Raw genomic sequence first — 23,620 nt, forward strand, 5'->3', positions numbered from 1 at the left:
GCGGTCGAAAAGCGTAGAGGCAATTTTGCTCGCCAAGCACGTTAACGTTAAGCGGCCAACTGATACTAAGCATCACCTAAGTGCCACTCCGTTCTTGCATCTCAAATCCACCAATACCTCCCGACAAAATTGCACAGTTATTTCTGAACCAGACCACTAGAATAGGCACCTACCTTTTTTAGAGCTCGAGCCCTATCTATGCCCGATCCGGTTGATACCCTCGAGGTGTCGGACTTACCACTGGAGGATCTGGTGGCATGCCATGAGTGCGACTTGCTGATGCGCAAGCCCATACTCGCCCTCGGTGAAAAAGCCCAATGCCCACGCTGCGGTTACGAGCTCTATGCTCACCGCCACAACGTCGTTGAGCGCAGCCTCGCCTTGGTGCTGGCAGCGCTATTGCTGTACATCCCCGCGAACTTTTTACCCATCATGCAGCTCAATCTACTCGGGCAGTCCTCAGACGACACCGTGTGGAGCGGCGTTATCGGCCTGTTTGATACCGGTATGCAAAGTGTCGCGGCCGTAGTGTTTCTGTGCAGCATGGGCATCCCGCTGCTCAAATTGCTCTGCCAATTGGCCGTGCTGCTCAGCATTCGCTGGAAGATCGGCCGCAGTTATGGGCTGCTGCTCTACCGCATTTACCATCACCTCAAGGATTGGGGGATGTTAGAGGTCTACCTGATGGGTGTGCTCGTCGCGATCGTAAAGCTCGCCGACATGGCCTCCATCACCATCGGCCTCGGGCTCATTTGTTTCGTCAGTCTATTAATCGTTCAGGTACTGCTTGAGGTGGTGATGTCGCCCCACCAGATCTGGCAGGCGTTGTCAGGAGAGGATGATCATGCGGGCGATTGATGCGGGCATTCTGATTTGTACTGAATGCCACGAGTTGAACAAGCAGAAGACCGATACTGATGAGCAGCTCTGCACCCGTTGCGGCGCGCTGATTCATGCCCGTCGCCCCAACAGCCTCACGCGTACCTGGGCGTTGCTGATCACGGCGGCGATCTTGTATATCCCCGCCAATCTATTACCAATTATGACCGTCAACTCCCTTGGCCAGGGCGAACCCAGTACCATCATGGCCGGCGTGATCCAGCTGGTTCAGCACGGCATGTTCCCCATCGCTGCGGTGGTGTTTATCGCCAGTATCCTGGTGCCGACGTTCAAGCTGGTAGGCATTGGCCTGCTGCTGTTCTCGGTGCAGCGTCACCAACCGCTGTCCGCGCAACAACGCATTATCATGTACCGCTTTATCGAATTCATTGGCCGCTGGTCCATGCTGGATATCTTCGTGATCGCCATCCTGGTTGCAGTTGTTAACTTTGGGCGACTTGCCAGTGTCGAGGCCAATCTCGGTGCTGCAGCGTTCGCCAGTGTGGTGATCTTGACGATGCTTGCCGCAGTAACTTTTGATCCCCGACTGATTTGGGACAACACGGAGTCGGACGACGACCATGAGTGATTTGCCAAAAGCTAAAACCCGCCCAGCCTCCAACTGGTCGGCCATTTGGGTGTTGCCCTTGATTGCCCTGATCATCGGCGGCTGGCTCGGATGGCGTGCTTATTCCCAGCAAGGCATCGAGATCCAGGTGCGCTTTGAAAGTGGCGAAGGTATCCAGGTCAACAAGACCGAAGTGGTTTACAAAGGCATGACCGTCGGCAAGGTCAAGACCCTGGCGCTGGACGATGAGGGCAGCAATCGTGGGGTGATCGCCACCGTCGAGATGAACAAGGATGTCGAGCAATACCTCAAGACCAATACGCGTTTCTGGCTGGTCAAACCCAGCGTCAGCCTTGCCGGTATCACCGGCTTGGAAACCCTGGTCTCGGGTAACTACATTGCCGCCAGCCCAGGCGACGGTGAGCCGACTCGCAAGTTCAAGGCCCTCTCCGAAGAGCCGCCTTTATCTGATGCCAAGCCCGGCTTGCACCTGACCATCAAAGCCGATCGCCTCGGCTCGCTGAATCGTGGCAGCCCGGTGTTCTACAAGCAGATCCAGGTCGGCCAGGTCAAAAGCTATCTGCTGTCCGAAGACCAGAGCACCGTCGAAATCAAGGTCTACATCGAACCGACCTACGCCAGCCTGGTGCGCAAACATACGCGTTTCTGGAACGCCAGCGGCATCAGCATCGACGCCAACCTCTCCGGCGTCAAAGTGCGCAGTGAATCCCTTTCCAGCATCGTCGCCGGCGGCATCGCTTTCGCCACACCGGAGAATCGCAAGGACAGCCCGCCAACCGACCCGAGCCTGCCGTTCCGCTTGTACGAAGACTTTGACGCTGCCGCCGCCGGTATCAAGGTCAAGGTCAAACTCACCGACTTCGAAGGCCTGCAGGCTGGGCGCACCCCGGTCATGTACAAAGGCATTCAGGTCGGTAGCCTGAAAACCCTGAAGATCGACCCGGACCTGTCCAGCGCCAATGCCGAGCTGACCCTCGACCCACTCGCCGAAGACTACCTGGTGCAAGACACCCAGTTCTGGGTGGTCAAGCCGTCCATCTCCCTGGCCGGTATCACTGGCCTGGAAGCCTTGGTCAAAGGTAACTACATCGCCATTCGCCCCGGTGACAAAGGCAGCGCACCACAACGTGAGTTCGTTGCCCGGGCCAAGGCGCCACCGCTGGACCTGCGTTCCCCAGGCCTGCACATGGTGCTCTTCACCGATAACCTCGGCTCGCTGGATGTCGGCAGCCCGATCCTATACAAGCAGGTCAAGGTCGGTTCGGTGCAGAGCTACCAGTTCTCGCGCAAGAACAAGCAACTGGTGATAGGCGTTCACATCGAGAAGGAATATGAAAACCTGGTCAACGGTTCGACACGCTTTTGGAATGCCAGCGGTGTCACGCTGACGGGCGGGCTCACCGGCGGCATCCAAGTGAAAAGTGAATCCCTGGCCAGCCTGATGGCCGGCGGTATCGCCTTCGAAACCCCGGAACCGAACGTGCCGCTGAAAAAACGTATTCCGCGCTTCCGTCTGTTTGCTGATCGCGAGGCTGCCAATCAACACGGCACCTTGGTAACCATCAAGGTTGATCGTGCCGACGGTTTGCGCCCCGGCACGCCGGTACGCTTCAAAGGCCTGGACGTGGGCAAGATCGAGAGCGTCGACCTGAGTGCCGACATGCAGTCGGTGTTGCTCAGCGCGCGCATCACCCAAGTGGCTGACCGGATCGCACGCACGGGCAGCCAGTTCTGGGTGGTCAAGCCAGAACTGGGCCTGATGAAAACCTCGAACCTGGAAACCCTGGTCACCGGCCAATACATCGAAGTACAGCCCTCCGCGAAAAACGCCGGGCCACAAAAAAGCTTCGTTGCGTTGGATAAGCCACCCGAGGCGGTCCATCAGGAGGAAGGCTTGAGCCTGGTGCTCAGCGCTGCACGCCGTGGCTCGCTGAAGGAAGGCGTCCCCGTCACCTACCGCGAAGTCACGGTCGGCAAAGTCACCGGCTACGAGCTGGGCCAGACCGCCGACCGCGTACTGATCCATATCCTGATTGAGCCAAAGTACGCGCCACTGGTACGCAGCGGCAGCCGCTTCTGGAACACCAGCGGCTTCGGGCTCGACTTCGGCCTGTTCAAAGGCGCGACGGTACGTACCGAGTCCCTGGAGACCCTGGTCGCGGGCGGCATCGCCTTCGCTACGCCAGATGGCGAGCGCATGGGCAACACTGCACGGCCGCAGCAAACCTTCCCGCTGTTCGACAAGTTTGAAGATGAATGGCTGACGTGGGCGCCTAAAATTCCGCTCGGCAAATAGACCGAGGCGCGCCCATCGCGGGCAAGCCCGGCTCCCACATTCAACCGCATTTAACTTGTAGGAATGCGCTCACCTGTGGGAGCGGGCTTGCCCGCGCAGAGGCCGTAACAGGCGACAAAAAAGGCCCCTGGATTCTCACCCAGGGGCCTTTTTGCATTTCAGTTCAACCGATCAAACCTCATCCAACTCCGGCTCATCCGCCTGCACATTCACCGTAGCCTTTACTGCATCGTGACGACGGATGTACTTCCAGTCCGCCTCATCAATGTAGATGCCATTCGGCCCGCTGCCGCCTTCCAGGTCGATCGCCACTTGGGCGGACACCTGCGGCTTCACACTGGCCAGAATCGGCACGAAGCCCAACTGTAAGCTGGTTTCCAGCAGCGCCGCCTGGTTCTTCTCATCGATGTCCGCCGCCTCGTCGAGGTAGTACGGCAAACGCACACGCCCGGCCTGATCACGGTCCATCAAGTGCAGCAACAAGTACATGTTGGTCAGCGCTTTGATGGTCATGGTGGTGCCGTTGGACGCCGCACCGTCGATGTCGGTGTGAATCACCGGCTGGCCATGCACCTTGGTGATCTCGAACGCCAGCTCGAACAAGTCCTTGAGGCCCAACTGGTTATGGTTGGCCGCCACCAGGCGCGCGAGGTATTCCTTGGCCTCTTCGTTCTTGTTGTCCTGCTCGGCGCTCTGGCTTAAGTCGAACACCGACAGGGTTTCGCCTTCTTCATACTGACCGGCACTGTGGATGATCTGGTCGATATGCTTGAGGGCTTCCTTGTTCGGCGCCAGCACGATGCGGAAGCTTTGCAGGTTGGACACCTGGCGCTTGTTGATCTCGCGGTTGAACAAGGCCAACTGGTGTTCCAGGCTGTCGTAGTCGCTGCGGATATTGCGCAGGGTCCGCGCGATGTCGGTCACCGCCGCACGGCGTGCCTTGCCGAGTGTCAGGGCTTCATCGGTACGGTGTGCATAGGCGTTGATCAGCAGGTGCAGGCGACGCTCCATATCATCTTCACTGTCGAACTTGGCCACGCCTTTGAGGCGCACCTGTGCATACAGTGCGTCGATCTGGCCATCGGCGCGCAGCAAACCTTGCCAGCTGTCCTGATAGTCATTGAGCAGCGGCAGCAGATTGTCCATGGAGTCGTCGACCGGGTCCATGAACGGCGTGCCGAACGGCAAGTCTGCCGGCAGCAGCTGGCGACGGCGCAGCGCGTCATCCAGCGTGCGTTGCTTGGCTTCCATATCGCCGATCTGACGCCCAACCAATTGCAGCTTGGCCGACAGTTGCTGCACACGTTCGGTGAAGGCATCACTGGAGCGCTTCAACTCATCCTGCGCGGCTTCCATCTGCGCCAGGTTTTCCAGCTTCTCGCCTTCTTCGGCGCTCAAGGTCTGCGCACGACGGAAGTCTTCCAGCGCTTTCTGCGCATCCAGCACTTGCTGGTACAGCGCTTCGGTCTGGGTCTTGCTCGCCGCACGATCAGAAGCTACAGCCTGCTGCGTCTTGAGCTGCTTGAGTTCTTTTTCCAGGCGCTCTTTCTGGTCGCGCAACGCCGCGCGATCCGCCAAGGCCTGCAACGCAGGTGGCTCGATGTGGGAAATGTCGATGGACAGCCCCGGCACTTCAAAATGCTCACCTTTGAAGCCATCAAGGATCTGCTCCAGGGATTTCACCCACTGGCCGTCCTCGTCCAGCGTGATGCCATGCTCGCCCAATGGCAGGCTGAACAACGAACTGTTGAACAAACGCATCAGACGCTCGACATCCTGCTGCGAAAACTCCTCGCGCAGTTTGGCGTAGCTGTTGTTGTCTGCGTGGTCGAGCTGTTGCTTGACCGACTTCAGGCGCTTTTCCAGGTCGCGCAGACGCTCGTCCAAGTCCTCGGCGCTGAACTGCCGGGACTGTGCCAACGCACCTGCCAACTCATCGTGGGCATCCTTGGCGGCCAGCAGTTGCTGCTCCAGCACCTTGACGTCATCCACCAGCGCAAAGCGATGCTTGAGCACCGACAGCTCGCCCAACCAACGCTGAATGCCACTGATTTCCCGCTCCAGGCGCATCAGCTCCTGGGTGCCGCCGCGCTGATCGTTTTGCAGCGCGTCCTGTTCATTGCGGTAGTGCTCGGCCTGGATGGTCAGCTCTTCCTTGCGCGCACTGGCGTAGTCCGACCAGGTGCCCAGCAACGAGTCCAGCAATGGCGACAGGCGATGCAATTTGCCGCGCAACGTGTCGCGCTGGCGAACGCCATTGGCCAGGGCTTCAACCAACGGTCCAGCGGCGACCAAGGAGTTGTAGTCCTGCTCCATGCGCCGCACATCGCGGAAGGCTTCTTCGCACGCGGCGATGTAATCGACACTGCCGGAGCGCAGGCTGTGTTCGAAGGCATCCAGGAACAATTGCTTGAGTTTGGCCGCGGTGATTTCGCGCATGTGCAGCAGGTTGATAAACAGTGCGCGGAAGGTCTTCAGGCTCTGCTCGCTGGTGGAGCGCAGCGGAATCAGGGTCAGGTCCAGCGGGATCGACGTGTGGCCGCCCACCAGCAAGCGGCGCAGTTCATCCGGCTTGAGTTCGTAGGCTTTCAGGCCTTCGCGCTCAAGGTTGGTGAACAGCTCTTTCTGGCGCAGGCAGGTGTCGTTTTTCTGGTAGTGGGCCAAATCCAGCTTGCCGGCATAGGCAAAGAACTGGTGACCAAAACCACCGCCCGGGCCACGCCCGACCACGCCGATCACGTGCGGGCCGTGGGGCAGCGAGACTTCCACGAGGATGTAGCTGGTGTCGGTGGCAAAGTAGAAGCGCCGCGATTGCTCCAGGGTGTACTTGCCGAAACTCATGTCCGACATGCGCGCCAGAATCGGGAATTGCAGGGCGTTGATCGACGCGGATTTACCCAGGTTGTTCGCGCCATACACCGACAGCGGCTCTTCCAGCGGGAACAGGCCCAAACTGTAACCGGCGGTGTTCAATAGGGCGAAGCGGCGGATGCCGTAGCGTTCCTTACTCATGCATCGGTCTCCTGTTCTTCGGCAATGGCGCGGGCCATCGCGTCTTCTTCGCTTTCTTCTTCGAAATCACTCAAATCCAGCGGGTCATCGGTCTTCAGCAGTTTCTCGTCGCTGTCTTCGTCGATGATCACCGGCGCCGGCAATGGCAACACGCTGTGCACGCTGGCCGCGAGGTCACGGTCTTGCTGCACCGACAGGCACACGTCGAGGAAACGGTGCATCGGCGGCAAGAAGCGGTACACGCCGTTGTCTTCGCTGGCAAAGCCCAGTTGGGTCATGCGGCGCATGATCTTTTCTTCGAGTTCTTCCTGGGTCTGCACTTCGGCCTGGATAAACAGGTCGCGGTACTTCTCCAGTAGCGAGGGCAACTCATCGCGGCCCAAGCTGCCACCGTCGAGCACGGCGATCGGGTCGCGGCCTTGGTCGGCCAAATGCTCGACGATGATGAAGGTGAACAGCGCCAGGCGCTGGGCGGTCTTGTTCACCTGCGCGCTGGCGATGGCGGAGTCCGGTACGAAGTAATAGAAACCACGGGTATCGCACACCAGTTCAAAGCCCAGGGCCTTGAACAGCGTGCGGTACTGGTCCTGGAAGTTCGACAATTGCGCGTACAGCTCCGGGTCGCGGCGGCTGACGTGATAACCCTTGAACAGCTCGCGAAAGATCGGCGCCAGCTGGGACAGTTCGGATAGATCAAGTTGCATTAGGTGTACTCGCAGAATTCTCGGCCATATCAGAGCCGGCCGGGAGCAGGGCGAATGAGCGCAGGCTGACCTGGTGCTCGTGTGTGTGATAGTCGCGGCGTTCCAGGCGTTCGCGCTTGAAACGTTTCTCGCGTGAGAGTCGCGAGAACCAGTACAGCAATTCGTCGGTGGCGCCGTCCGGTTCCTGCTCCAGCAGCCAAGTCATCAGGTCCGGCATCGGCAGTGCATCTTCGCAGCGCTCGAGCATTTCCTTGACCGTGCGCGGTGCACGCTGGGCTTCGCCCTTGTGGGATTTGTGCGCCTTGGGGAAACGCGCCGGTTTCGGCTCGAAATTCGCCAGGGCATACACATAGGCCTCGACCTGGCTGGCACTGCCGAGGAAGGTGCTTTGCGGCCGGGTGAACATCGGCATCGCCGCCTGCGGCACCGCGTCCAGGCCTTTACGGCGGATGGCCGACAAGGCCAACGCCGCACCACGGGTCACGGCGTTGTGCCGGCGTGCTTCTTCACGCAGCGGCAACAGCAGTTCGCGGGCGTGACGCAAGGTCAGCTGGGCGCTGGTCTGCATTTCGAGGATGCGCGCGTGGGTGCGCAGCAGCATGTCATCGTCCACCAGGTGGCCGAGGCGCTGCTGTTCGGTAAGCATGCGCAGCAGCACGTTCTCGACCTTGCGCACGCCTTGCTCGAAGGCACCGTCGGCGTTCACCAGTTGGATCATCGGTTCGACGTATTCGTCCCACGTCGCCAGGACCTCGGCGTAACGCTGGCGCAATGGGATCTGCCGGTCGCTGGTCTTGGCGCGGTCGGCCACGGCGGCGAGTGCTTGTTCGTCGTTGGCGAGCTTTTTCAGCACGTCGCGTACGCGCATATCCAGCAGGCGCAGTTGACGGGCCAGGTCGTGGCCATCGCGGATGTCGAAGGCGTCCTGGATATAACCGGCCAGGCGCTCAAGGTGGCGCAGGTAGGCTTCGATTTCCAGGCACAGGCCAAGCCGGTGCTCCTTGCGAAGATAAGCGAGGAAGTCGTGGATCTGTGCGTTGAGCTCGAAACGGTTCGGGCTCTTGGCGACAGGCACCAGGATATCCAGGCGAATCCACACGTCCAGCAGGCTGGTGATGTCCTGGGGCGTGCTGTCCAGTTGTTGGGCGGCCAATTGCGCGCGCAGCTCGCCCAGGCTCAAGGTGCCTTGGTCGAAGTGTTCGCACAGTGGCTCAAGTAAGGCCCAGTGTTCGGCGAGGGCGCGCAGGACGCGCTTGGGTTCGATCATGGAATGGCCGGCTGGTTGGCGATTAAAAGTCGCGATTGTACTGCATCAGGCGCGGGATTTATCCACAGCCGGTCAGTGCGCAGTGGGCGATTGTTACCGAACAGCGGTAGAATCCCCGCTCTTTACTTATCCACAAGTGGCCGAGCTGTGCTTATCGAGTCCCGACGTCGCGCTTACTTGACCGCCATGCAGGTGGTCAACTGGCTGCCCCGCACCGAACTGCCGTTCGCCGCCCCGTCGCGGCCCGAGCTGCTGCAAGCGCTTGAGCCCTCTGAGGCGTTCGAAGTTTCGGGGGAGGAGGCCGCCGCACCGGTGGCGGTGGTCAAGCCCGCCCCCGAGGCGCGTCCTGCCGTCGAGCGGGCGAAGATTGAAGTGCCGCGCCCCTCTGCGATGGTCAAGCCGGCAGTGGTTGAAGAGCCTGCGCCGGTCGCCAAGGCCCCGGTGGTGCCGCCGCCGCGCTTTGCCCTGCAATTGTTGCGCGCCGGGCGTTGCCTACTGCTGGTGGAATTGCCCACCGGCGAGCGTTTCCAGACCCGCGACCCGGCTTACATGCTGCTCAAAGACATGCTGCGCGCCGCCGGCCTGCCCGACAGCCCGCAAATTGTCGGCGACCCGGTGCGCTGGCCGCTGCTGGTGCGCGGCACCATGGACCAGGGCCCGGAAGCCGCGCGGGATTTTGTACAAGGTTTTGTTTCGGCACGCCTGGAAGACGAACCCTGCGTGTGCCTGTGGCTGATCGGCCTGCCCGCCGTGCGGTTTGCCGGCGAAGCGAATGCCGAAGCCTGGTACCGCGAACTGCAGGTCGAAGGCCTGGGCTCGGTGTGGGCCCTGCCGGGCCTTGAATTATTAATGGAAGAGCCACAGCGTAAGGCTGATGTCTGGCAAGCCATGCGCCGGCTGATGGCGCGCTGGAAAAGTACCGATGAGTGAAGCTTTATCCTTCCGCCCGATGACCGAGGCGGACCTCGACGCTGTACTGAAGATCGAATACGCGGCGTTCAGCCATCCCTGGACCCGTGGGATTTTTCTCGATGGGTTGGGCAAATACCAGATCTGGCTGATGTTCGAGGGCGAGCAGCAGGTGGGGCATGGTGTGGTGCAAATCATCCTCGATGAGGCGCATTTGCTGAACATCACCGTCAAACCGGAAAACCAGGGCCGTGGCCTTGGCCTGGCGCTGCTGGAGCACTTGATGTCCCGCGCGTATGCGGCCAGTGCGCGCGAGTGCTTCCTGGAGGTACGTGACAGCAACACCGGCGCGTTCCGCCTGTACGAGCGCTACGGTTTCAACGAAATCGGCCGCCGCCGCGATTACTACCCCGCTGTGGGCGGGCGTGAAGATGCGGTCGTCATGGCCTGCACCCTGATCGACTAAAACGCAGGCATCCCATGTGCAAGCAGGCCCCTGTGGGGGCTGGCTTGTCGAACCGCTGCGAGAGCCTCACCTCGGCCTCACTCGGGCACTGAGGCGCCTGCATCGCGGGCAAGCCCGGCTCCCACAGGGGCAGTGTTCACCGCTGGGCCTGTGGTGCGTCAGCGGTTACCGTCTACGGGATCGATACCGGCCAACTCGGCTTCATCCAGCCCATTCCCGCCGCCGATCTCATCTTCCTCGACGATGCTCAAATCGTAATCCGCCGGGTTGTCTTCACCCGCCTCCTGCGCATCCCGCGCGCCATCCTCATGGATCAGCGTTTCCGGGCTCATATCATCATCGGTGGACTCATGGTCATCCGTCGAAGCACCGGTCATCCCTGCTTCGCGTACCCGTTCGTCGGGCATCAGGTGCTCACGCTCGCGAGCTGGGATTTCATCGCCGATTTCTGCAGTCGGTGTCTCCTCGTCAAAGTCCAGCTCGCGCATCTCGCCCATGCGATCTTCGTTGTCATCAATCGGTTCCGGCTGTGTAGCGCCGTAGGGACGTCGTGATTCAGTCATGGCCAATCCTCATACTGTGGGGCTTATAGTGTGTGGACAGGCACGGCGCCCTAAAAATTCAAGCTAATTACGGCTTGGCGTGACCCGGACGAGCGGTTGTCTGTCACACAGCTGCGCATCATTCCTGAGGCTTTCCCTGATGAACGAACTACAAGACCTGCTTGATAACAATGAACGCTGGGCGGACGCGATCAAACAGGAAGATCCCGAATTCTTCGCCAAGCTCGCCCGCCAGCAAACCCCGGAATACCTGTGGATCGGCTGCTCCGACGCCCGGGTGCCGGCCAACGAGATCGTCGGCATGCTGCCGGGTGATCTGTTTGTGCACCGCAACGTCGCCAACGTGGTGCTGCACACCGACCTCAATTGCCTGTCGGTGATCCAGTACGCGGTCGATGTGCTCAAGGTCAAACACATCCTTGTCACCGGCCACTACGGCTGTGGCGGTGTGCGCGCCTCGATGCAGGACCGCCAGTTCGGCCTGATCGACGGCTGGCTGCGCACCATTCGTGACCTCTACTACGAAAACCGCGAACTGCTGGCCCAACTGCCGACCGAAGAAGAACGCGTGGACCGCCTTTGCGAGCTGAACGTGATTCAGCAGGTGGCCAACGTCGGTCATACCAGCATTGTGCAAAACGCTTGGCACCGTGGGCAGAGTCTGTCGATCCATGGCTGCATCTACGGCATCAAGGACGGTCGTTGGAAGAGCTTGAACACCACCATCAGTGGCTTCGAGCAGTTGCCGCCGCAATACCGCCTACGCCCGTTGGGTGAAGCTTAAAGGCACGTCTTGTCGTCCCGTTGCTCCAGGAACAGCTTGCCTTCCAGGCTGAGTTGTTCCTCCGGGCCTTTGATCCAGCCCCGGCAGTTGGGGCTGCCGCATTGGCAGGCGAACTGGCGGTGCAAGACGTCGCCGGTCTTGGCGTAATCGATGGTCAGCCACGTGCCGGCGGCAATCGGCATGACTGACCAGAGCTCCAGATAGGATGTATCGAGATATACATTTGGGTCGCAGGAGTGATGCAGTTGGCCGCAGACCCACGGGTCGTACAGCCGGATGCGTGCCGAGATCTGGAAGGTATGCGGGCGCCGTTCGCTCAAGGCATAGCCGAACACGCGGGCAATGAGTGTGCGGCTGTCGAAGCCCACACGGGCTTTGATGCCGATGACCTCGCCGTGTTTGTCACGTATTACCTCAAATTGCCGGGACGACGGATAGCCGCACACGGCCAGCGTTGTCGCGAAGGGGTACAGGCAGTCATCGTCCGCACTATTAGCCTTATCCATGGCTTGAGTTTTCATCACTCTCCTGTGGTGGGCTGCATCGACTTGCGAACGGTGTCTGACTGCCAGTCTTGCAGCGAATGGGCCTGGATCAAGACTCGCTGAACACGTCAGCGATTTCTACTGTCAACCTTCACAGTAGAACTCGCTGATTTTTTGTGCGCACTACAGCGCTGGCGCTGTGACTAGGGGGGCTGGGGCGGTGTTCTTGAGCTGTTTCAACTGTGCCTTGATGGCGGGCGTGGCGCATTTTGCGTTGGCCTGCTCCGGGGTCAGGCTGCGCACCGAGGTGTAGAACAACTCACAGGTCTGCTCCTTGCGCGTGACTTGCCAAGTGTTCATGCAGGCCTTGAGCAATACATTCGGGTCGCTGGCGGGTTTTTGCCCCATGCCGGCCTGCCAGCAGGCAGCGCTCAGATCCTGGCCCATCACCTTTAAACCAGCCTCGTCGGCCTTTTGTTCATTGCCGTCATAGGTGGCCGGGTCTGCCGCATACCAGATGTAGCTCGGATGGTTGGCGCCCAGTACTGACACGGTCTTGCCCGCTGCCGGGCTGATTTGCGCCAAGCCCAGCACGCTCACCGTCTGGCCGTACTGTTGCGTGATCCAGCTGCGCACCGGGGCACCGAACGCGACCATCGGCAACGAGCCGTTAGCGCGCAGGCTCAGTTCCTTGACCATGCGTGTCTGATAGTCGGCGAAGTAGCTGTAGACGTTTTCCAGGTCTTTACCCGCGTTGGACGGCGCGGCGATCGGTGCAATATCGATGATGGTCTGGTAAGCCGGTGTTTCGGTGGCCGGGATGCCATTGTCGGTGAGCAAGCTGGCCCATCGGTCAGTGGTGGCCGATTCCAGGTAATCCTGGGCCTGGGTCAGCGAATAGTCAGGCGGGAAGTGCAGCAACTCGATGCTTTTGCGGTGTTCCAGCGCCATGCCCAGCGGCAGGAACAGGTACCAGTTGTAGGCCCACTTGCCGTCGGCGTTGAGTTTGCTGGCACCTTGGTAGGCAAGGTCAGCGGTATTGAGCAACGTGGTCAACGGCTGCCCGTAGTGGTCCGGCACGCCGCTGAAGGTGGCTGAGACCTGGCCGTCGTGGGTCTTCACGCTGACCTTGGCACGGCTGTAGCCGTCGCGCTGAAGGCTCTGGTTCAAGTAGTGCTCGGCAGTCTGCTCCAGCGTCCATGGCCGAAAGCAGATCACGTTGCAGTTATTGGGGAACGCGAACAACTGGGTGACGCGTTGCGTGCTGCCCAGTGGTACTTCGATATCGGCCTGTACGACCGCACTGGCCAGCAGTGCGGCCAGGGTGAAGGACAGCCTGGTCGGTTTAAACATAGTTGGTTCCTTGTCAGCGAAAGCCCGTCTGCGCGGGTTGAAAGCCCACCTCCACACAGTAGCGGCTGACCAGGAAAATCGCGTGTTAAATCGCCAGGCGTGTCGCTATTGGATAAGAAAACCTACGCCTTGAATTCCAACGCGTTGCTCAAGTCGCCCATGGGCTTCTGGCCGCGGGCGGTCATCGCGTCATCACGCAGCTTGAGGCCGTCCAGTTTCTCCAGCTGGAACACCCGGGTGATCAAACGCAGGATCGACGCCGTGTCGTACACCGTATGGTCCACCGTGCCTTTGCGCGCAAATGGCGAGACCACCACGGCCGGAATCCGCGTGCCCGGGCCCCAGCGGTCGCCTTTTGGCGGTGCAACGTGGTCCCACCAGCCGCCGTTTTCATCGACGGTGATGATCACCACCATGTTTTTCCATTGTGGGCTTTCCTGCAGCACCTTCAGGGCGCGGGTGATATGGCGGTCACCCGAGGCCACGTCGGCATAACCGGCGTGCATGTTGAGGTTGCCCTGGGGTTTGTAGAAGGTCACCGCCGGCAGTGTTCCCGCCTGGGCATCAGCCAGGAAGTGGTTGGTGCTCGGTTCATCGCCCAGGCCGCCGTCGCGCAGGCGTTTCTTGCGCTCAACCGGGTTTTGCGGGCCTTGCTGCTTGAAGTAGTTGAACGGCTGATGGTGATACTGAAAACTCGGAATCTTCGGGATCGCTGCCGAATCCTTGTGTTCGTCGATCGTCGCCTGCCAGGCACCGCCATACCAGGCCCAGTCCACGTTTTTCTTCGACAGCTTGTCGCCGATGTGTTCGTGAGACTGCGGCACCAGCACGCTGGGCAAGTCGGGTTTGGCGTAGTCCGGGCGCTCCGGGTCGCGGATCCAGGTCGGCCAATACGGCGGCGCCATGGTATTCACCGCGTAGCCGTCCGGCGTCAATGCGCTGGGGCCGAATTGTGGCGGGCCAGTCATGGCACTGGCCGGGGACTTGTCCAGCGGCTTGAGGCGCGTGTCGGTCGGGTCGTCGCTCTGCAGCGTGGCGATCTGCGATTTGGCCACTGAATTGGCAGCATCCGGGTAAAACGGCACTTGAGCGCTGATCAAATACTGGTGGTTGAGGTAAGAACCACCAAAGGCGCCCTGGAAGAAGTTGTCGCAGAGCACGAACTCCTTGGCGACGTCCCACAGGCGCATCGAGTAGCGCGTTTGCGGGTAATGGCCAAACGTCAGCGCGCCCGAGTCGGCCCAGGCGACAAACTGGTCGTTCTTGCCACCATTGATCTGCATTTGGTTCTGATAAAACACGTGCCACAGGTCGCGGGTGATCAGGCTCAACGGCAGGTCTTCGCCGTCCGGGCCTTTCAATGCGTAAGGTGCATTGGGTAAGTGTTCTTGATATTGGGTAGCGACGGGGTAAACCACGCCGTCGATCGTCTGCGGCCCAAGCTGAGTCACGCCGCCCCACACTTGCGGCAGCGTCTGCAGCAGGCTGCCGTCACGGTCACGTTGCTGGTAGTCGGCGGGTTTGAGCGCGGACAGCGGGCTCTCTACGCCGGGGAAGTCGGCAAACAGGTTGTTGAAGCTGCGGTTTTCACCGTAGATCACCACCACATTTTTCACGTTGTCGTGCAGGGCCTTGTCCAGCTCTTGCGGCGTGAGTGGGCGCACTTGCGGTTTGCCCGAGGGCTCGCCGGTATTGCCGCAGGCACCCAAGGTCGCGCCGACCCCCAGTACCGCTGCGCCTCCCAGGAAGCGCCGGCGGCTGGTATCCACCGGTGGTAGAGCTGTGGAATCGGAGGAAGGGCGGTCTTGGTGCTCGTCACTCATTAATGGGAGTCCCTGCTGGCTAGTTGTTGCAAGATGTTTCGCCAGGACGGTAGCAACCGAATATGACCGAACGAAGACAGCGAAATGAATCGGGCGATTACAACAGGCGCAGCGCCAATTGGCTACCCGCGCGCAAGTACTCAACCTGGGCCGTCACCGCATCCTTGACGATGGCTTCGCCGGTATCGGTCAACCTGGCTTTCTTCGCATCGATGACGCTGGTCTGCAGCAGTTGCATGGCGACATCCATGGCTTTTTGGAAGGCTGTCACGTTGTTGTGCAGACCAAACTCTTTGATCACGGCAGCCATGCGCCGATCGGCATCGTCTCGCAGGGTTGTGTACTCAACGACCGATACGTTGTCGTCCTTATAAATATCATTGATCAACTCTTCCAGTGATTTGGATAGGGGCGTCATCGGATTTTCCTTGGCGATTGGTGAGTGGTAATCCGAGTCAGGTTAATCAAAGGCGCTGGCGATAGAAGTCAGGCGTTGTCGACACACAGAGTGGGACGAACCCCACACATTGCATCAGAACGGCAGCTTGCGGCTTGTCGTTAATAATGTGGGAGCGAGCCAGTCACACCGCCGCTCCCACACTGACCGCGTCAGGGCATGACGGGCGGCAAATACTTCAACGTCGTCCCCAACGCCCACAGCAGGAACAACACCAACGGCGTGTGCACCAGCAACTGCACAAACGAAAACCCGATCAAGTCCCGCGCCTTGAGCCCCAACACGCCCAGCAGCGGCAGCATATAGAACGGGTTGATCAGGTTCGGCAGCGCCTCAGCTGCGTTGTAGATTTGCACCGCCCAGCCTAGGTGGTATTGCAGGTCGTTGGCCACTTGCATTACGTAAGGTGCTTCGATGATCCACTTGCCGCCGCCCGACGGAATAAAGAAGCCCAGCACCGCCGAGTACACGCCCATTAATAGCGCGTAGGTGTCGTGGGAGGCGATGGACGTGAAGAAGGTCGAAATGTGGTGCGCCAGGGTCTGGCCGTCGCCGCCCTTGACCACGGTCATCAACGCGGCGATCGAGCCGTACAGCGGAAACTGGATCAGCACGCCGGTGGTGGTCGGCACGGCGCGCGCTACCGCATCCAGAAAGCTGCGTGGGCGCCAGTGCAGCAGCGCACCGACCATGATGAACAGGAAGTTGTAGGTGTTCAGCCCCGAGATGGCGCTGATTGCCGGCTTGGTTGAAAACTCATGGAACAGCCAGCCGGCCGCCAGCAGGGCCAGCAAAATGGTCAACAGCGGGCTGTGTTCCAGCCATTCGCCCGGGCGGGTTGGTGCTTGAATCTTGGGCAGGTTAAAGGCCGGGTCGACGCCGCAGGCTTTTGCATCACGGGCGCTGTTCGGCCCCGGCGCGGTAGCGTAGGCGATGATCAGCGACACCACGATCAGCGCCAGCAACATCACCCCGGATTGCCATAGAAAGATGGTATCGGTGAATGGAATCACCCCTGTAATCGACAGAATCGACGGTGGCAAGCTGGCCGGGTTGGCTTGCAATTGCGCGGCCGACGACGACAGCCCCAGCGCCCACACCGCGCCCAGGCCCAGGTAGGCGGCAGCACCGGCCGCGCGGTAATCCATGCGCAAATCCGTGCGACGGGCCAGTGCGCGCACCAGCAAACCGCCGAACACCAAGGACAAGCCCCAGTTGAGCAGGGAGGCAACCATCGAGATCAGCGCCACCCAGGCCACGGCCGAACGGCCGTTCTTCGGGATGCGTGCCAGGCGGTCGATCAGTTTCACCGCAGGCGGTGAGCTGGCCACCACATAACCGCCGATCACCACAAAGGCCATCTGCATGGTGAACGGGATCAGGCTCCAGAACCCATCACCAAAGGCTTTGGCGGCTTCGGTCGGCGCGGCGCCCATGCCCAGGGTCGCCACGGCGACGATGATCACCGCAAGGGCGGCAAACACCCAGGAGTCAGGAAACCAGCGTTCGGCGAAATTGGAACAACGCAGGGCAAATCGGGCATAGCGGCTTTCTTCGATAGCATCGGCCACGAGTCTTTCCTCTTGTATTTATTATGGTGTTGGCAGTTTTACGGCATGTTCCGCTACGGCCATTGATATGGGAATGCAGTTATCTTCATCGATCCATGAGGAAAACAAATATATCTGTCGTGATTGCCATCATTGGGCTCAGCTCATAACCTGCACGCCATTTTGTTTGTCTGCCGAGCCTCCACATGACTGCCACCTTTTCTCCACAGGCGCAGCGTTTTTCCCGCTCCGACTACAAAACCCTGGGCCTGGCCGCCCTCGGCGGCGCCCTGGAAATCTACGACTTCATCATCTTCGTATTCTTTGCGCTGACCCTCAGCCAGCTGTTTTTCCCGCCAGAAATGCCCGAGTGGCTGCGCCTGCTGCAAAGCTTCGGCATCTTCGTCACCGGCTACCTGGCGCGCCCGCTGGGCGGCATTTTGATGGCGCACTTCGCCGATCACCTGGGGCGCAAACGCGTGTTCAGTCTGAGCATCCTGATGATGGCCTTGCCCTGCCTGCTGATCGGGATCATGCCGACCTACGCGCAAATCGGTTATTTCGCCCCATTGATCCTGCTGGTGCTGCGCGTGCTGCAAGGCGCGGCAGTGGGCGGCGAGGTGCCCAGCGCCTGGACTTTCGTCGCCGAACACGCGCCAACCCAGCATCGTGGCTATGCCCTGGGCTTCCTGCAGGCCGGCCTGACCTTCGGCTACCTGCTCGGCGCATTGACTGCCACCCTGCTGGCGCAAGTTTTCACCCCCGCTGAAATCCTCGATTACGCCTGGCGCTTCCCGTTCCTGCTCGGTGGTGTGTTCGGCGTGATCGGCGTGTGGCTGCGCCGCTGGCTCAACGAAACCCCGGTGTTCCTCGAAATGCAGGCGCGTCGCCAGGCCGCCGCCGAACTGCCTCTGCGCACCGTGCTGCGCGACCATCGCGCCGTGTTGCTGCCGGCGATGATCCTCACCTGCGTGCTCACCTCGGCGGTGGTGGTGCTGGTGGTCATCACCCCAACCATGATGCAAAAAACCTTCGGCATGAGCCCCAGCCACACCTTCGCCTTGAGCGCATTGGGCATCGTCTTCCTGAATATCGGCTGTGTCCTGGCCGGCCTGCTGGTGGACCGCATCGGCGCCTGGCGCGCGGTGCAGGTCTACAGCCTGTTGCTGCCGGTGGGCATTGCGGTGCTGTACGCCAGCCTGATCAACGGCGGCGTATGGCTGGGCGCGGCATATGCCGTGGCGGGCTTGAGTTGCGGCGTAGTGGGCGCGGTGCCGTCGGTGATGGTCGGCCTATTCCCGGCGCAGGTGCGGGTGTCGGGAATTTCCTTCACCTACAACATTGCCTACGCGTTGTGGGCGAGTACTACGCCGCTGCTGTTGATTGCGCTGATGCCTACCAGCCCGTGGATTTGCGTGGGCTATTGCGTGGTGATGGGCGCGGTGGGGGTGGCGAGTGTGGCGATTTTTGGTAAGCGCCACACCTTGGCCTCCTGAGGTTTAAGTCAGAAAGTGCCACAGCACCAACGTACCCACCAAGCCGACGACGGAAACGATGGTCTGCAACACCGACCACACCCAGATCGTCTGCTTCAGCTGCAAGCCAAAGTACTCCCGCACCATCCAGAACCCGGCGTCGTTGACGTGGCAGAAGAACACCGAGCCGGCGCCAATCGCCAGCGCTACCAATGAACTCTGGGTCGCCGCCAAACCCGCCATCATCGGTGCGAGAATGCCCGCCGTGGTAGTGGTAGCAACGGTCGCCGAGCCGGTGGCCTGGCGCAGGGCCACGGCGATCAACCATGCCAGCAGCAAGTAGGGCATGTGTGCGCCTTCGGCGACCTTGCTGATGGTCTGGCTGACGCCGGCGTCCAGCAGGGTTTGCTTGAGGCCGCCGCCGGCACCGATGGTCAACAGCAGCACGGCGATAGGCGCGAGGGCTTTGCGCAGGGTGTTGCCGACGTCGCTGCGTGGCATACCGGCGGCCCAGCCCAGGCAGATCACAGCGGCGATGACGGCCAGGCCAAGTGCGATCAGCGGCTCACCGAGGAATTTCAAGGTCAATGCCACCGGGTTTTCCGGCGACATCGCAACCTTGGCCAAGGTGCTGCCGAGCATCAGAATTACCGGCAGCAAGATGATCAGCAACGACACACCGAAACTCGGCTGGCGTGGCGCCTTGGGCGGTGCGCTGAACAGCGCGCCGATGTCGGCCGGTTCATCCACGTGCAGGCGTTTGGACAGCCAGTTGCCGTAGAGCGGGCCCGCGAGAATCACCGCCGGCACCGCCAGGCAAAAGCCCAGCAGCATAGTCAGGCCCAGGTCGGCGTGCAGCGCGCTCACCGCAATCAGCGGCCCCGGATGCGGTGGCATCAGGGCGTGCAGGGTGGTCATGCCGGCCAGCGCCGGGATCGCGATTTTCAGCAGTGGTTGGTTCGAGCGTTTGGCCATCACGAAGATGATCGGCACCATCATCACCAAGCCGACTTCGAAGAACAGCGGCAGGCCGATCACCATGGCGACCAGCGCCATTACCCAGGGCAGCGACTTGCCTTTGCCCAGCCCGAGCAGGGTGGTGGCAATGCGGTCGGCCGCGCCGGATTCGGCCATCAACGCACCGAGCATCGAGCCCAGGGCGATGATGATCCCGGCTTCACCGAGGATCGCCCCGGCGCCTTTGCTGAAGGCTTTGGCGACTTCTTCCGGAGGCAACCCGGCGCCGACACCGGCGATAAACGTACCGATCAGAATCGACAGGAACGGCGGCAGCTTGGTCGCGCTGATCAACACAATGATGCTGACGATCGCCAGCAGCACGCAGAGCATAAGGCGGGTGTCGTGAACCATCCACGCGGCAGTCGATAACTCCAAAACGGGGCTCCTTATCGAACAGGTTGGCTAATTTGTTTCTTTTTGTTTCCTGCCCGAAAAGCATACCTGATAGAACCGTGCCACAGCGCTATTGCGCAGTTTTGGTGCGAGCCTGGTTAACGCTTGGCTGACAGCTGAATGACAATTTCGCAAGGCGTGCCGGTGCTATGGTTTTATGGCCCTATGATCAGCCCATTCCGTTATGACGAGGACATCACATGAGCGCCGGACACAATCACGCCCAGGTACGCGCAGGTCACGAACGCAAGTTGTGGATGGTGCTCGGCTTAACCGGGAGTTTTATGATCGCCGAGGTCATCGGCGCCTTCGTCACCGGCAGCCTGGCGCTGTTGTCCGACGCGGCCCACATGATGACGGACACCCTGGCGATGGCGATTTCCCTGGTTGCCATCCAGATGGCCAAGCGCGCCGCTGACCGTAAGCGCACCTTCGGGTATGCGCGTTTCGAAATTCTGGCGGCGTCGTTCAATGCGCTGCTGCTGTTTGCCGTGGCCTTTTACATTCTGTATGAGGCCTATCAACGGCTGCAGGCGCCGCCTGAAATCCAGTCCACCGGCATGCTGGTGATCGCGGTGTTGGGGCTGATCATCAACTTGATTTCGATGCGCCTGCTCAGTGCCGGCAGCGGCGAAAGTCTCAACGTCAAAGGCGCCTACCTGGAAGTGTGGAGCGACATGCTCGGCTCCATTGGCGTGATCATCGCGGCGCTGGTGATCATGCTCACCGGTTGGGGCTGGGTCGATTCCTTGGTGGCGGCAGGGATTGGTTTCTGGGTATTACCACGCACCTGGATCTTGCTGAAGGAAAGCATGAACGTGCTGCTGCAAGGCGTGCCCGACGGCATTGATATTGATCAGATCGAGCAGGGCATCCGCAACGTGCCTGGGGTCAAGGACGTGCACGACCTGCATATCTGGGCCCTGACCAGCGGCAAGAATGTGCTGAGTGCGCACTTGGTGGCGGACTCGGCGCTGGGCACCGAACAACAAGTCCTCACGCTGGTGACGGAGTTGCTGCACGAACAATTCGATATTTCCCACGTCACGTTGCAGGTGGAAGGCGAGGGGTTTGAGCACGATGAACATGACGACGTGCATGCCTGATCCCGGCTAACAGATTTGTAATGTTCCGCCCACCGCCCTGATAAGTACCGAAAGTTACATTGCCCTCGCTGGGAAACCTCAGCGACTTTCTGGGCCTGGAACTCTCGTTATGGCACTTTCCGTTAGAACACTGTTGGCCGTTAGAACACTGTTAGGGGCGACTGCGTTGTGGGTGGCAGCCAGTGCTGCTCAGGCGCAAACCCTCACGCTTGATGCAGCCCTGCAAGCCGCCTTCGCCAACAACCCCGACCTGGCTGCCGCGCAATGGGAAATCGAGATTGCCCAAGGCGGTCGCCAACAGGCTGGCTTGATCCCCAACCCGGTAGCCTCATGGGATGCCGAAGACACGCGCCGCAACACGCGCACCACCACGATTAAACTCAGCCAAACCCTGGAACTGGGCGGTAAGCGCGGTGCGCGGATTGACGTGGCGACACGTGCCCAGGATGCCGCCGCGCTGACCCTTGAGCAGCGTCGCAATGGTCTGCGCGCCGATGTGATCGACAGCTATTACGGCGCGCTGCGAGCCCAGGAACGCCTCGACCTGGCGCAACGCTCGATGGCGCTTGCCGAGCGCGGCCTAGTGGTCGCCAAGGGCCGCGTCACCGCCGGCAAGTCATCGCCGGTGGAAGCCACGCGCGCGCAGGTGCAGCTGTCGGAGATCCGCCTGGAGTTGAACCGCGCGCAGGTCGGCCTGAGCGATGCCTATCGCCGCCTTGCCGCCAGCACCGGCAGCGCCACCCCCGACTTCCAGGCCGTGGCCACTCAAAGCCAATCCGCACCGCCCTTGCCGGCCTCCGCACAATTGCTGGCGCGGCTTGAGCAAACCACCGAGCTGCGCCTGGCCGACATGCAGATTATCCAGAGCGAAGCCAGCGTGGGCCTGGAAAAAGCCCAGCGCATTCCTGACCTCGATGTGTCGATCGGCAGCCAGTACGACGCCAGCGTGCGTGAGCGGGTGAACCTGGTGGGCGTGTCGATGCCGATCCCGCTGTTCAACCGCAACCAGGGCAACGTGCTCGCCGCCAGCCGCCGCGCCGATCAGGCCCGCGACCTGCGCAATGCCGTTGAGCTGCGCCTGCGCACCGAAACCCGTCAGGCCCTGGACCTGTGGCAAACCGCCAACACTGAAGTGCGCACGTTCAACCAACAAATCCTGCCCGCCGCCCAAAGCGCGGTGGACAGCGCCACCCGTGGCTTCGAGATGGGCAAGTTCAACTTCCTCGACGTGCTCGACGCCCAGCGCACCTTGATCGCAGCCCGCACCCAATACCTCACGGCGACCGCCCAGGCGACTGACGCCTGGGTACGCATCGAACGGATTTACGGCGACCTCGCCCGGTTTTGATTTTTTCTGGAGTCTTTTATGAAGCATAAACACGGTGTGGCGCTTGCCGTCGCCCTGGGCCTGATGCTGTCTGGTTTTGCCCATGCCGAAGAGGAAGAAGAAGGCAAACTCGAACTCACTGAGCAGCAGATCCAGGCTGCCGGTATCCAACTCGCCCAGGCCCAACCCCGCGCGATCAGCACCCTGCTGACGCTGCCGGGCGAAGTGCGTTTTGACGAGGACCGTACCTCGCACATCGTCCCGCGTGCGGCCGGTGTGGTGGAGGAGGTCAAGGTCAACCTCGGCCAGTCGGTGAAGAAAGGCGAACTGTTGGCGGTGATCTCCAGCCAGCAGATTTCTGATCAACGCAGCGAGCTGGCGGCCAGTGAGCGTCGTGTCGAACTGGCACGCACCACTTTCCAGCGCGAGCGCCAACTGTGGAAGGACGAGATCTCCGCCGAGCAAGATTACCTGCTGGCGCGCCAGACCTTGCAGGAGGCTGAAATCGCCTTGAACAACGCTCGTCAGAAGATGACGGCGCTCAGCGGCAGTGCCGTTCTGGCGGGCGGCAATCGCTATGAGCTGCGTGCGCCATTCGCCGGTGTGGTGGTGGAAAAACACCTGGGCGTCGGTGAGGTGGTGGGCGAAACCAGCAATGCCTTCACGCTCTCGGATTTGTCCCAGGTGTGGGTCACCTTCGGCGTGTTTCCCAAGGACTTGAACAAGGTGCGCGTCGGTAAACCGGTGAAAGTCACCTCCACGGAAATGGGCACTGAAGTACAAGGCACCGTGGCCTACGTCGGCAACCTGCTCGGCGAGCAGACGCGTACCGCCACCGTGCGCGTGACCGTGCCCAACCCCGACGACGCCTGGCGCCCCGGGCTGTTTGTCACCGTGCAATTGGCCACCGACACCTACCAGGCCAAGGTCACCGTGCCGCAAACCGCGATCCAGACCGTCGAGGACAAACCTTCGGTGTTTGTGCGCACTGCGGACGGTTTCATCACCCGCCACCTCGAACTGGGCGTGAGTGAAAACGGCTATGTCGAAGTACGCAAAGGCCTCGACGTCGGGGCGCAAGTGGCGACCGAAGGCAGCTTCATCCTCAAGTCCGAACTGGGTAAAGGCTCGGCCGAGCACGCCCATTGATCCTGCGAGTGAT

At 60.8% G+C, this 23,620-nt stretch carries 20 protein-coding genes; 10 read left to right on the plus strand and 10 right to left on the minus strand.

The features are described 5' to 3' along the window. Nucleotides 1-198 precede the first annotated feature (198 nt). The 3 genes from ACI77I_RS24620 to ACI77I_RS24630 are packed head-to-tail and all read left to right on the plus strand — an operon-like array spanning nucleotide 199 to nucleotide 3,764. Nucleotides 199-858, plus strand: a complete 660-nt coding sequence (locus tag ACI77I_RS24620; protein WP_094948839.1) for a paraquat-inducible protein A — start codon at nucleotides 199-201, stop codon at nucleotides 856-858. Further along, the gene (locus ACI77I_RS24625; RefSeq protein WP_094948840.1) at nucleotides 845-1,468 is read left to right on the plus strand and encodes a paraquat-inducible protein A; all 624 of its coding nucleotides are present in this window, start codon (nucleotides 845-847) and stop codon (nucleotides 1,466-1,468) included. Before ACI77I_RS24620 ends, ACI77I_RS24625 begins: the two co-directional genes overlap by 14 nt. After that, entirely contained in the window at nucleotides 1,461-3,764 is a 2,304-nt protein-coding gene (locus ACI77I_RS24630) for a PqiB family protein (RefSeq protein WP_094948841.1), read from the plus strand. Before ACI77I_RS24625 ends, ACI77I_RS24630 begins: the two co-directional genes overlap by 8 nt. A gap of 171 nt (nucleotides 3,765-3,935) precedes the next feature. On the opposite strand, the gene mksF is transcribed toward ACI77I_RS24630, so the two are convergent. The 3 genes from mksF to mksB are packed head-to-tail and all read right to left on the minus strand — an operon-like array spanning nucleotide 3,936 to nucleotide 8,747. Continuing rightward, nucleotides 3,936-6,776, minus strand: coding sequence for an Mks condensin complex protein MksF (gene mksF / locus ACI77I_RS24635; protein WP_242154230.1), 2,841 nt, complete (start codon nucleotides 6,774-6,776; stop codon nucleotides 3,936-3,938). Beyond that, on the minus strand, nucleotides 6,773-7,480 hold the full coding sequence (mksE, locus tag ACI77I_RS24640; RefSeq protein WP_094948843.1) for an Mks condensin complex protein MksE: 708 nt from the start codon (nucleotides 7,478-7,480) through the stop codon (nucleotides 6,773-6,775). Before mksE ends, mksF begins: the two co-directional genes overlap by 4 nt. Beyond that, entirely contained in the window at nucleotides 7,470-8,747 is a 1,278-nt protein-coding gene (gene mksB, locus ACI77I_RS24645) for an Mks condensin complex protein MksB (protein WP_406998764.1), read from the minus strand. Before mksB ends, mksE begins: the two co-directional genes overlap by 11 nt. A gap of 186 nt (nucleotides 8,748-8,933) precedes the next feature. Here mksB and ACI77I_RS24650 point away from each other — a divergent pair, with 186 nt between their 5' ends. Together ACI77I_RS24650 and rimI are read left to right on the plus strand one after the other, a co-directional pair. Further along, nucleotides 8,934-9,677, plus strand: coding sequence for an energy transducer TonB (locus tag ACI77I_RS24650; RefSeq protein ID WP_094948845.1), 744 nt, complete (start codon nucleotides 8,934-8,936; stop codon nucleotides 9,675-9,677). Beyond that, the gene (gene rimI, locus ACI77I_RS24655) at nucleotides 9,670-10,122 is read left to right on the plus strand and encodes a ribosomal protein S18-alanine N-acetyltransferase (RefSeq protein ID WP_094948846.1); all 453 of its coding nucleotides are present in this window, start codon (nucleotides 9,670-9,672) and stop codon (nucleotides 10,120-10,122) included. Before ACI77I_RS24650 ends, rimI begins: the two co-directional genes overlap by 8 nt. Before the next feature lie 158 nt (nucleotides 10,123-10,280). Here the strand turns inward: rimI and ACI77I_RS24660 are convergent, their stop codons facing one another. Beyond that, entirely contained in the window at nucleotides 10,281-10,685 is a 405-nt protein-coding gene (locus tag ACI77I_RS24660; RefSeq protein WP_406998766.1) for a serine kinase/phosphatase, read from the minus strand. 139 nt (nucleotides 10,686-10,824) lie between these two features. Between ACI77I_RS24660 and can the strand changes: the two genes are divergently transcribed. Beyond that, nucleotides 10,825-11,469: a carbonate dehydratase gene (gene can / locus ACI77I_RS24665; protein WP_034111649.1), complete on the plus strand. Its 645-nt coding sequence runs from the start codon at nucleotides 10,825-10,827 to the stop codon at nucleotides 11,467-11,469. On the opposite strand, the gene ACI77I_RS24670 is transcribed toward can, so the two are convergent. The 5 genes from ACI77I_RS24670 to ACI77I_RS24690 form a co-directional block, all read right to left on the minus strand. Beyond that, a complete protein-coding gene (locus tag ACI77I_RS24670; RefSeq protein WP_406998769.1) occupies nucleotides 11,466-11,990 on the minus strand; it encodes an SET domain-containing protein-lysine N-methyltransferase in 525 nt (174 codons plus the stop codon). The genes can and ACI77I_RS24670 overlap by 4 nt on opposite strands. A 147-nt stretch (nucleotides 11,991-12,137) precedes the next feature. Then, nucleotides 12,138-13,307, minus strand: coding sequence for a hypothetical protein (locus ACI77I_RS24675; RefSeq protein ID WP_406998771.1), 1,170 nt, complete (start codon nucleotides 13,305-13,307; stop codon nucleotides 12,138-12,140). Between the two features lie 122 nt (nucleotides 13,308-13,429). Further along, the gene (gene acpA, locus ACI77I_RS24680) at nucleotides 13,430-15,130 is read right to left on the minus strand and encodes an acid phosphatase (RefSeq protein ID WP_406998773.1); all 1,701 of its coding nucleotides are present in this window, start codon (nucleotides 15,128-15,130) and stop codon (nucleotides 13,430-13,432) included. A gap of 97 nt (nucleotides 15,131-15,227) precedes the next feature. Next, nucleotides 15,228-15,548, minus strand: coding sequence for a hypothetical protein (locus tag ACI77I_RS24685; RefSeq protein WP_094948851.1), 321 nt, complete (start codon nucleotides 15,546-15,548; stop codon nucleotides 15,228-15,230). Between the two features lie 191 nt (nucleotides 15,549-15,739). Then, nucleotides 15,740-17,158, minus strand: coding sequence for a short-chain fatty acid transporter (locus ACI77I_RS24690; protein ID WP_221293829.1), 1,419 nt, complete (start codon nucleotides 17,156-17,158; stop codon nucleotides 15,740-15,742). 185 nt (nucleotides 17,159-17,343) lie between these two features. Here ACI77I_RS24690 and ACI77I_RS24695 point away from each other — a divergent pair, with 185 nt between their 5' ends. Next, nucleotides 17,344-18,633, plus strand: coding sequence for an MFS transporter (locus ACI77I_RS24695; RefSeq protein ID WP_094948853.1), 1,290 nt, complete (start codon nucleotides 17,344-17,346; stop codon nucleotides 18,631-18,633). Between the two features lie 3 nt (nucleotides 18,634-18,636). Here the strand turns inward: ACI77I_RS24695 and ACI77I_RS24700 are convergent, their stop codons facing one another. Next, complete coding sequence (locus tag ACI77I_RS24700) at nucleotides 18,637-20,007, minus strand: GntP family permease (protein WP_263274465.1); 1,371 nt, start codon at nucleotides 20,005-20,007, stop codon at nucleotides 18,637-18,639. Nucleotides 20,008-20,225: 218 nt separating this feature from the next. Here ACI77I_RS24700 and ACI77I_RS24705 point away from each other — a divergent pair, with 218 nt between their 5' ends. From ACI77I_RS24705 to ACI77I_RS24715, 3 genes are all read left to right on the plus strand, one after another. Next, a complete protein-coding gene (locus ACI77I_RS24705; RefSeq protein WP_406998776.1) occupies nucleotides 20,226-21,131 on the plus strand; it encodes a cation diffusion facilitator family transporter in 906 nt (301 codons plus the stop codon). 109 nt (nucleotides 21,132-21,240) lie between these two features. After that, nucleotides 21,241-22,479, plus strand: coding sequence for a TolC family protein (locus ACI77I_RS24710; RefSeq protein ID WP_094948856.1), 1,239 nt, complete (start codon nucleotides 21,241-21,243; stop codon nucleotides 22,477-22,479). An 18-nt stretch (nucleotides 22,480-22,497) separates the two neighbouring features. Then, complete coding sequence (locus ACI77I_RS24715) at nucleotides 22,498-23,607, plus strand: efflux RND transporter periplasmic adaptor subunit (RefSeq protein WP_263274467.1); 1,110 nt, start codon at nucleotides 22,498-22,500, stop codon at nucleotides 23,605-23,607. Nucleotides 23,608-23,620: the final 13 nt, after the last annotated feature.

Origin of the sequence: Pseudomonas sp. D47, from assembly GCF_045447305.1 — a bacterium.
Lineage (GTDB): Bacteria > Pseudomonadota > Gammaproteobacteria > Pseudomonadales > Pseudomonadaceae > Aquipseudomonas.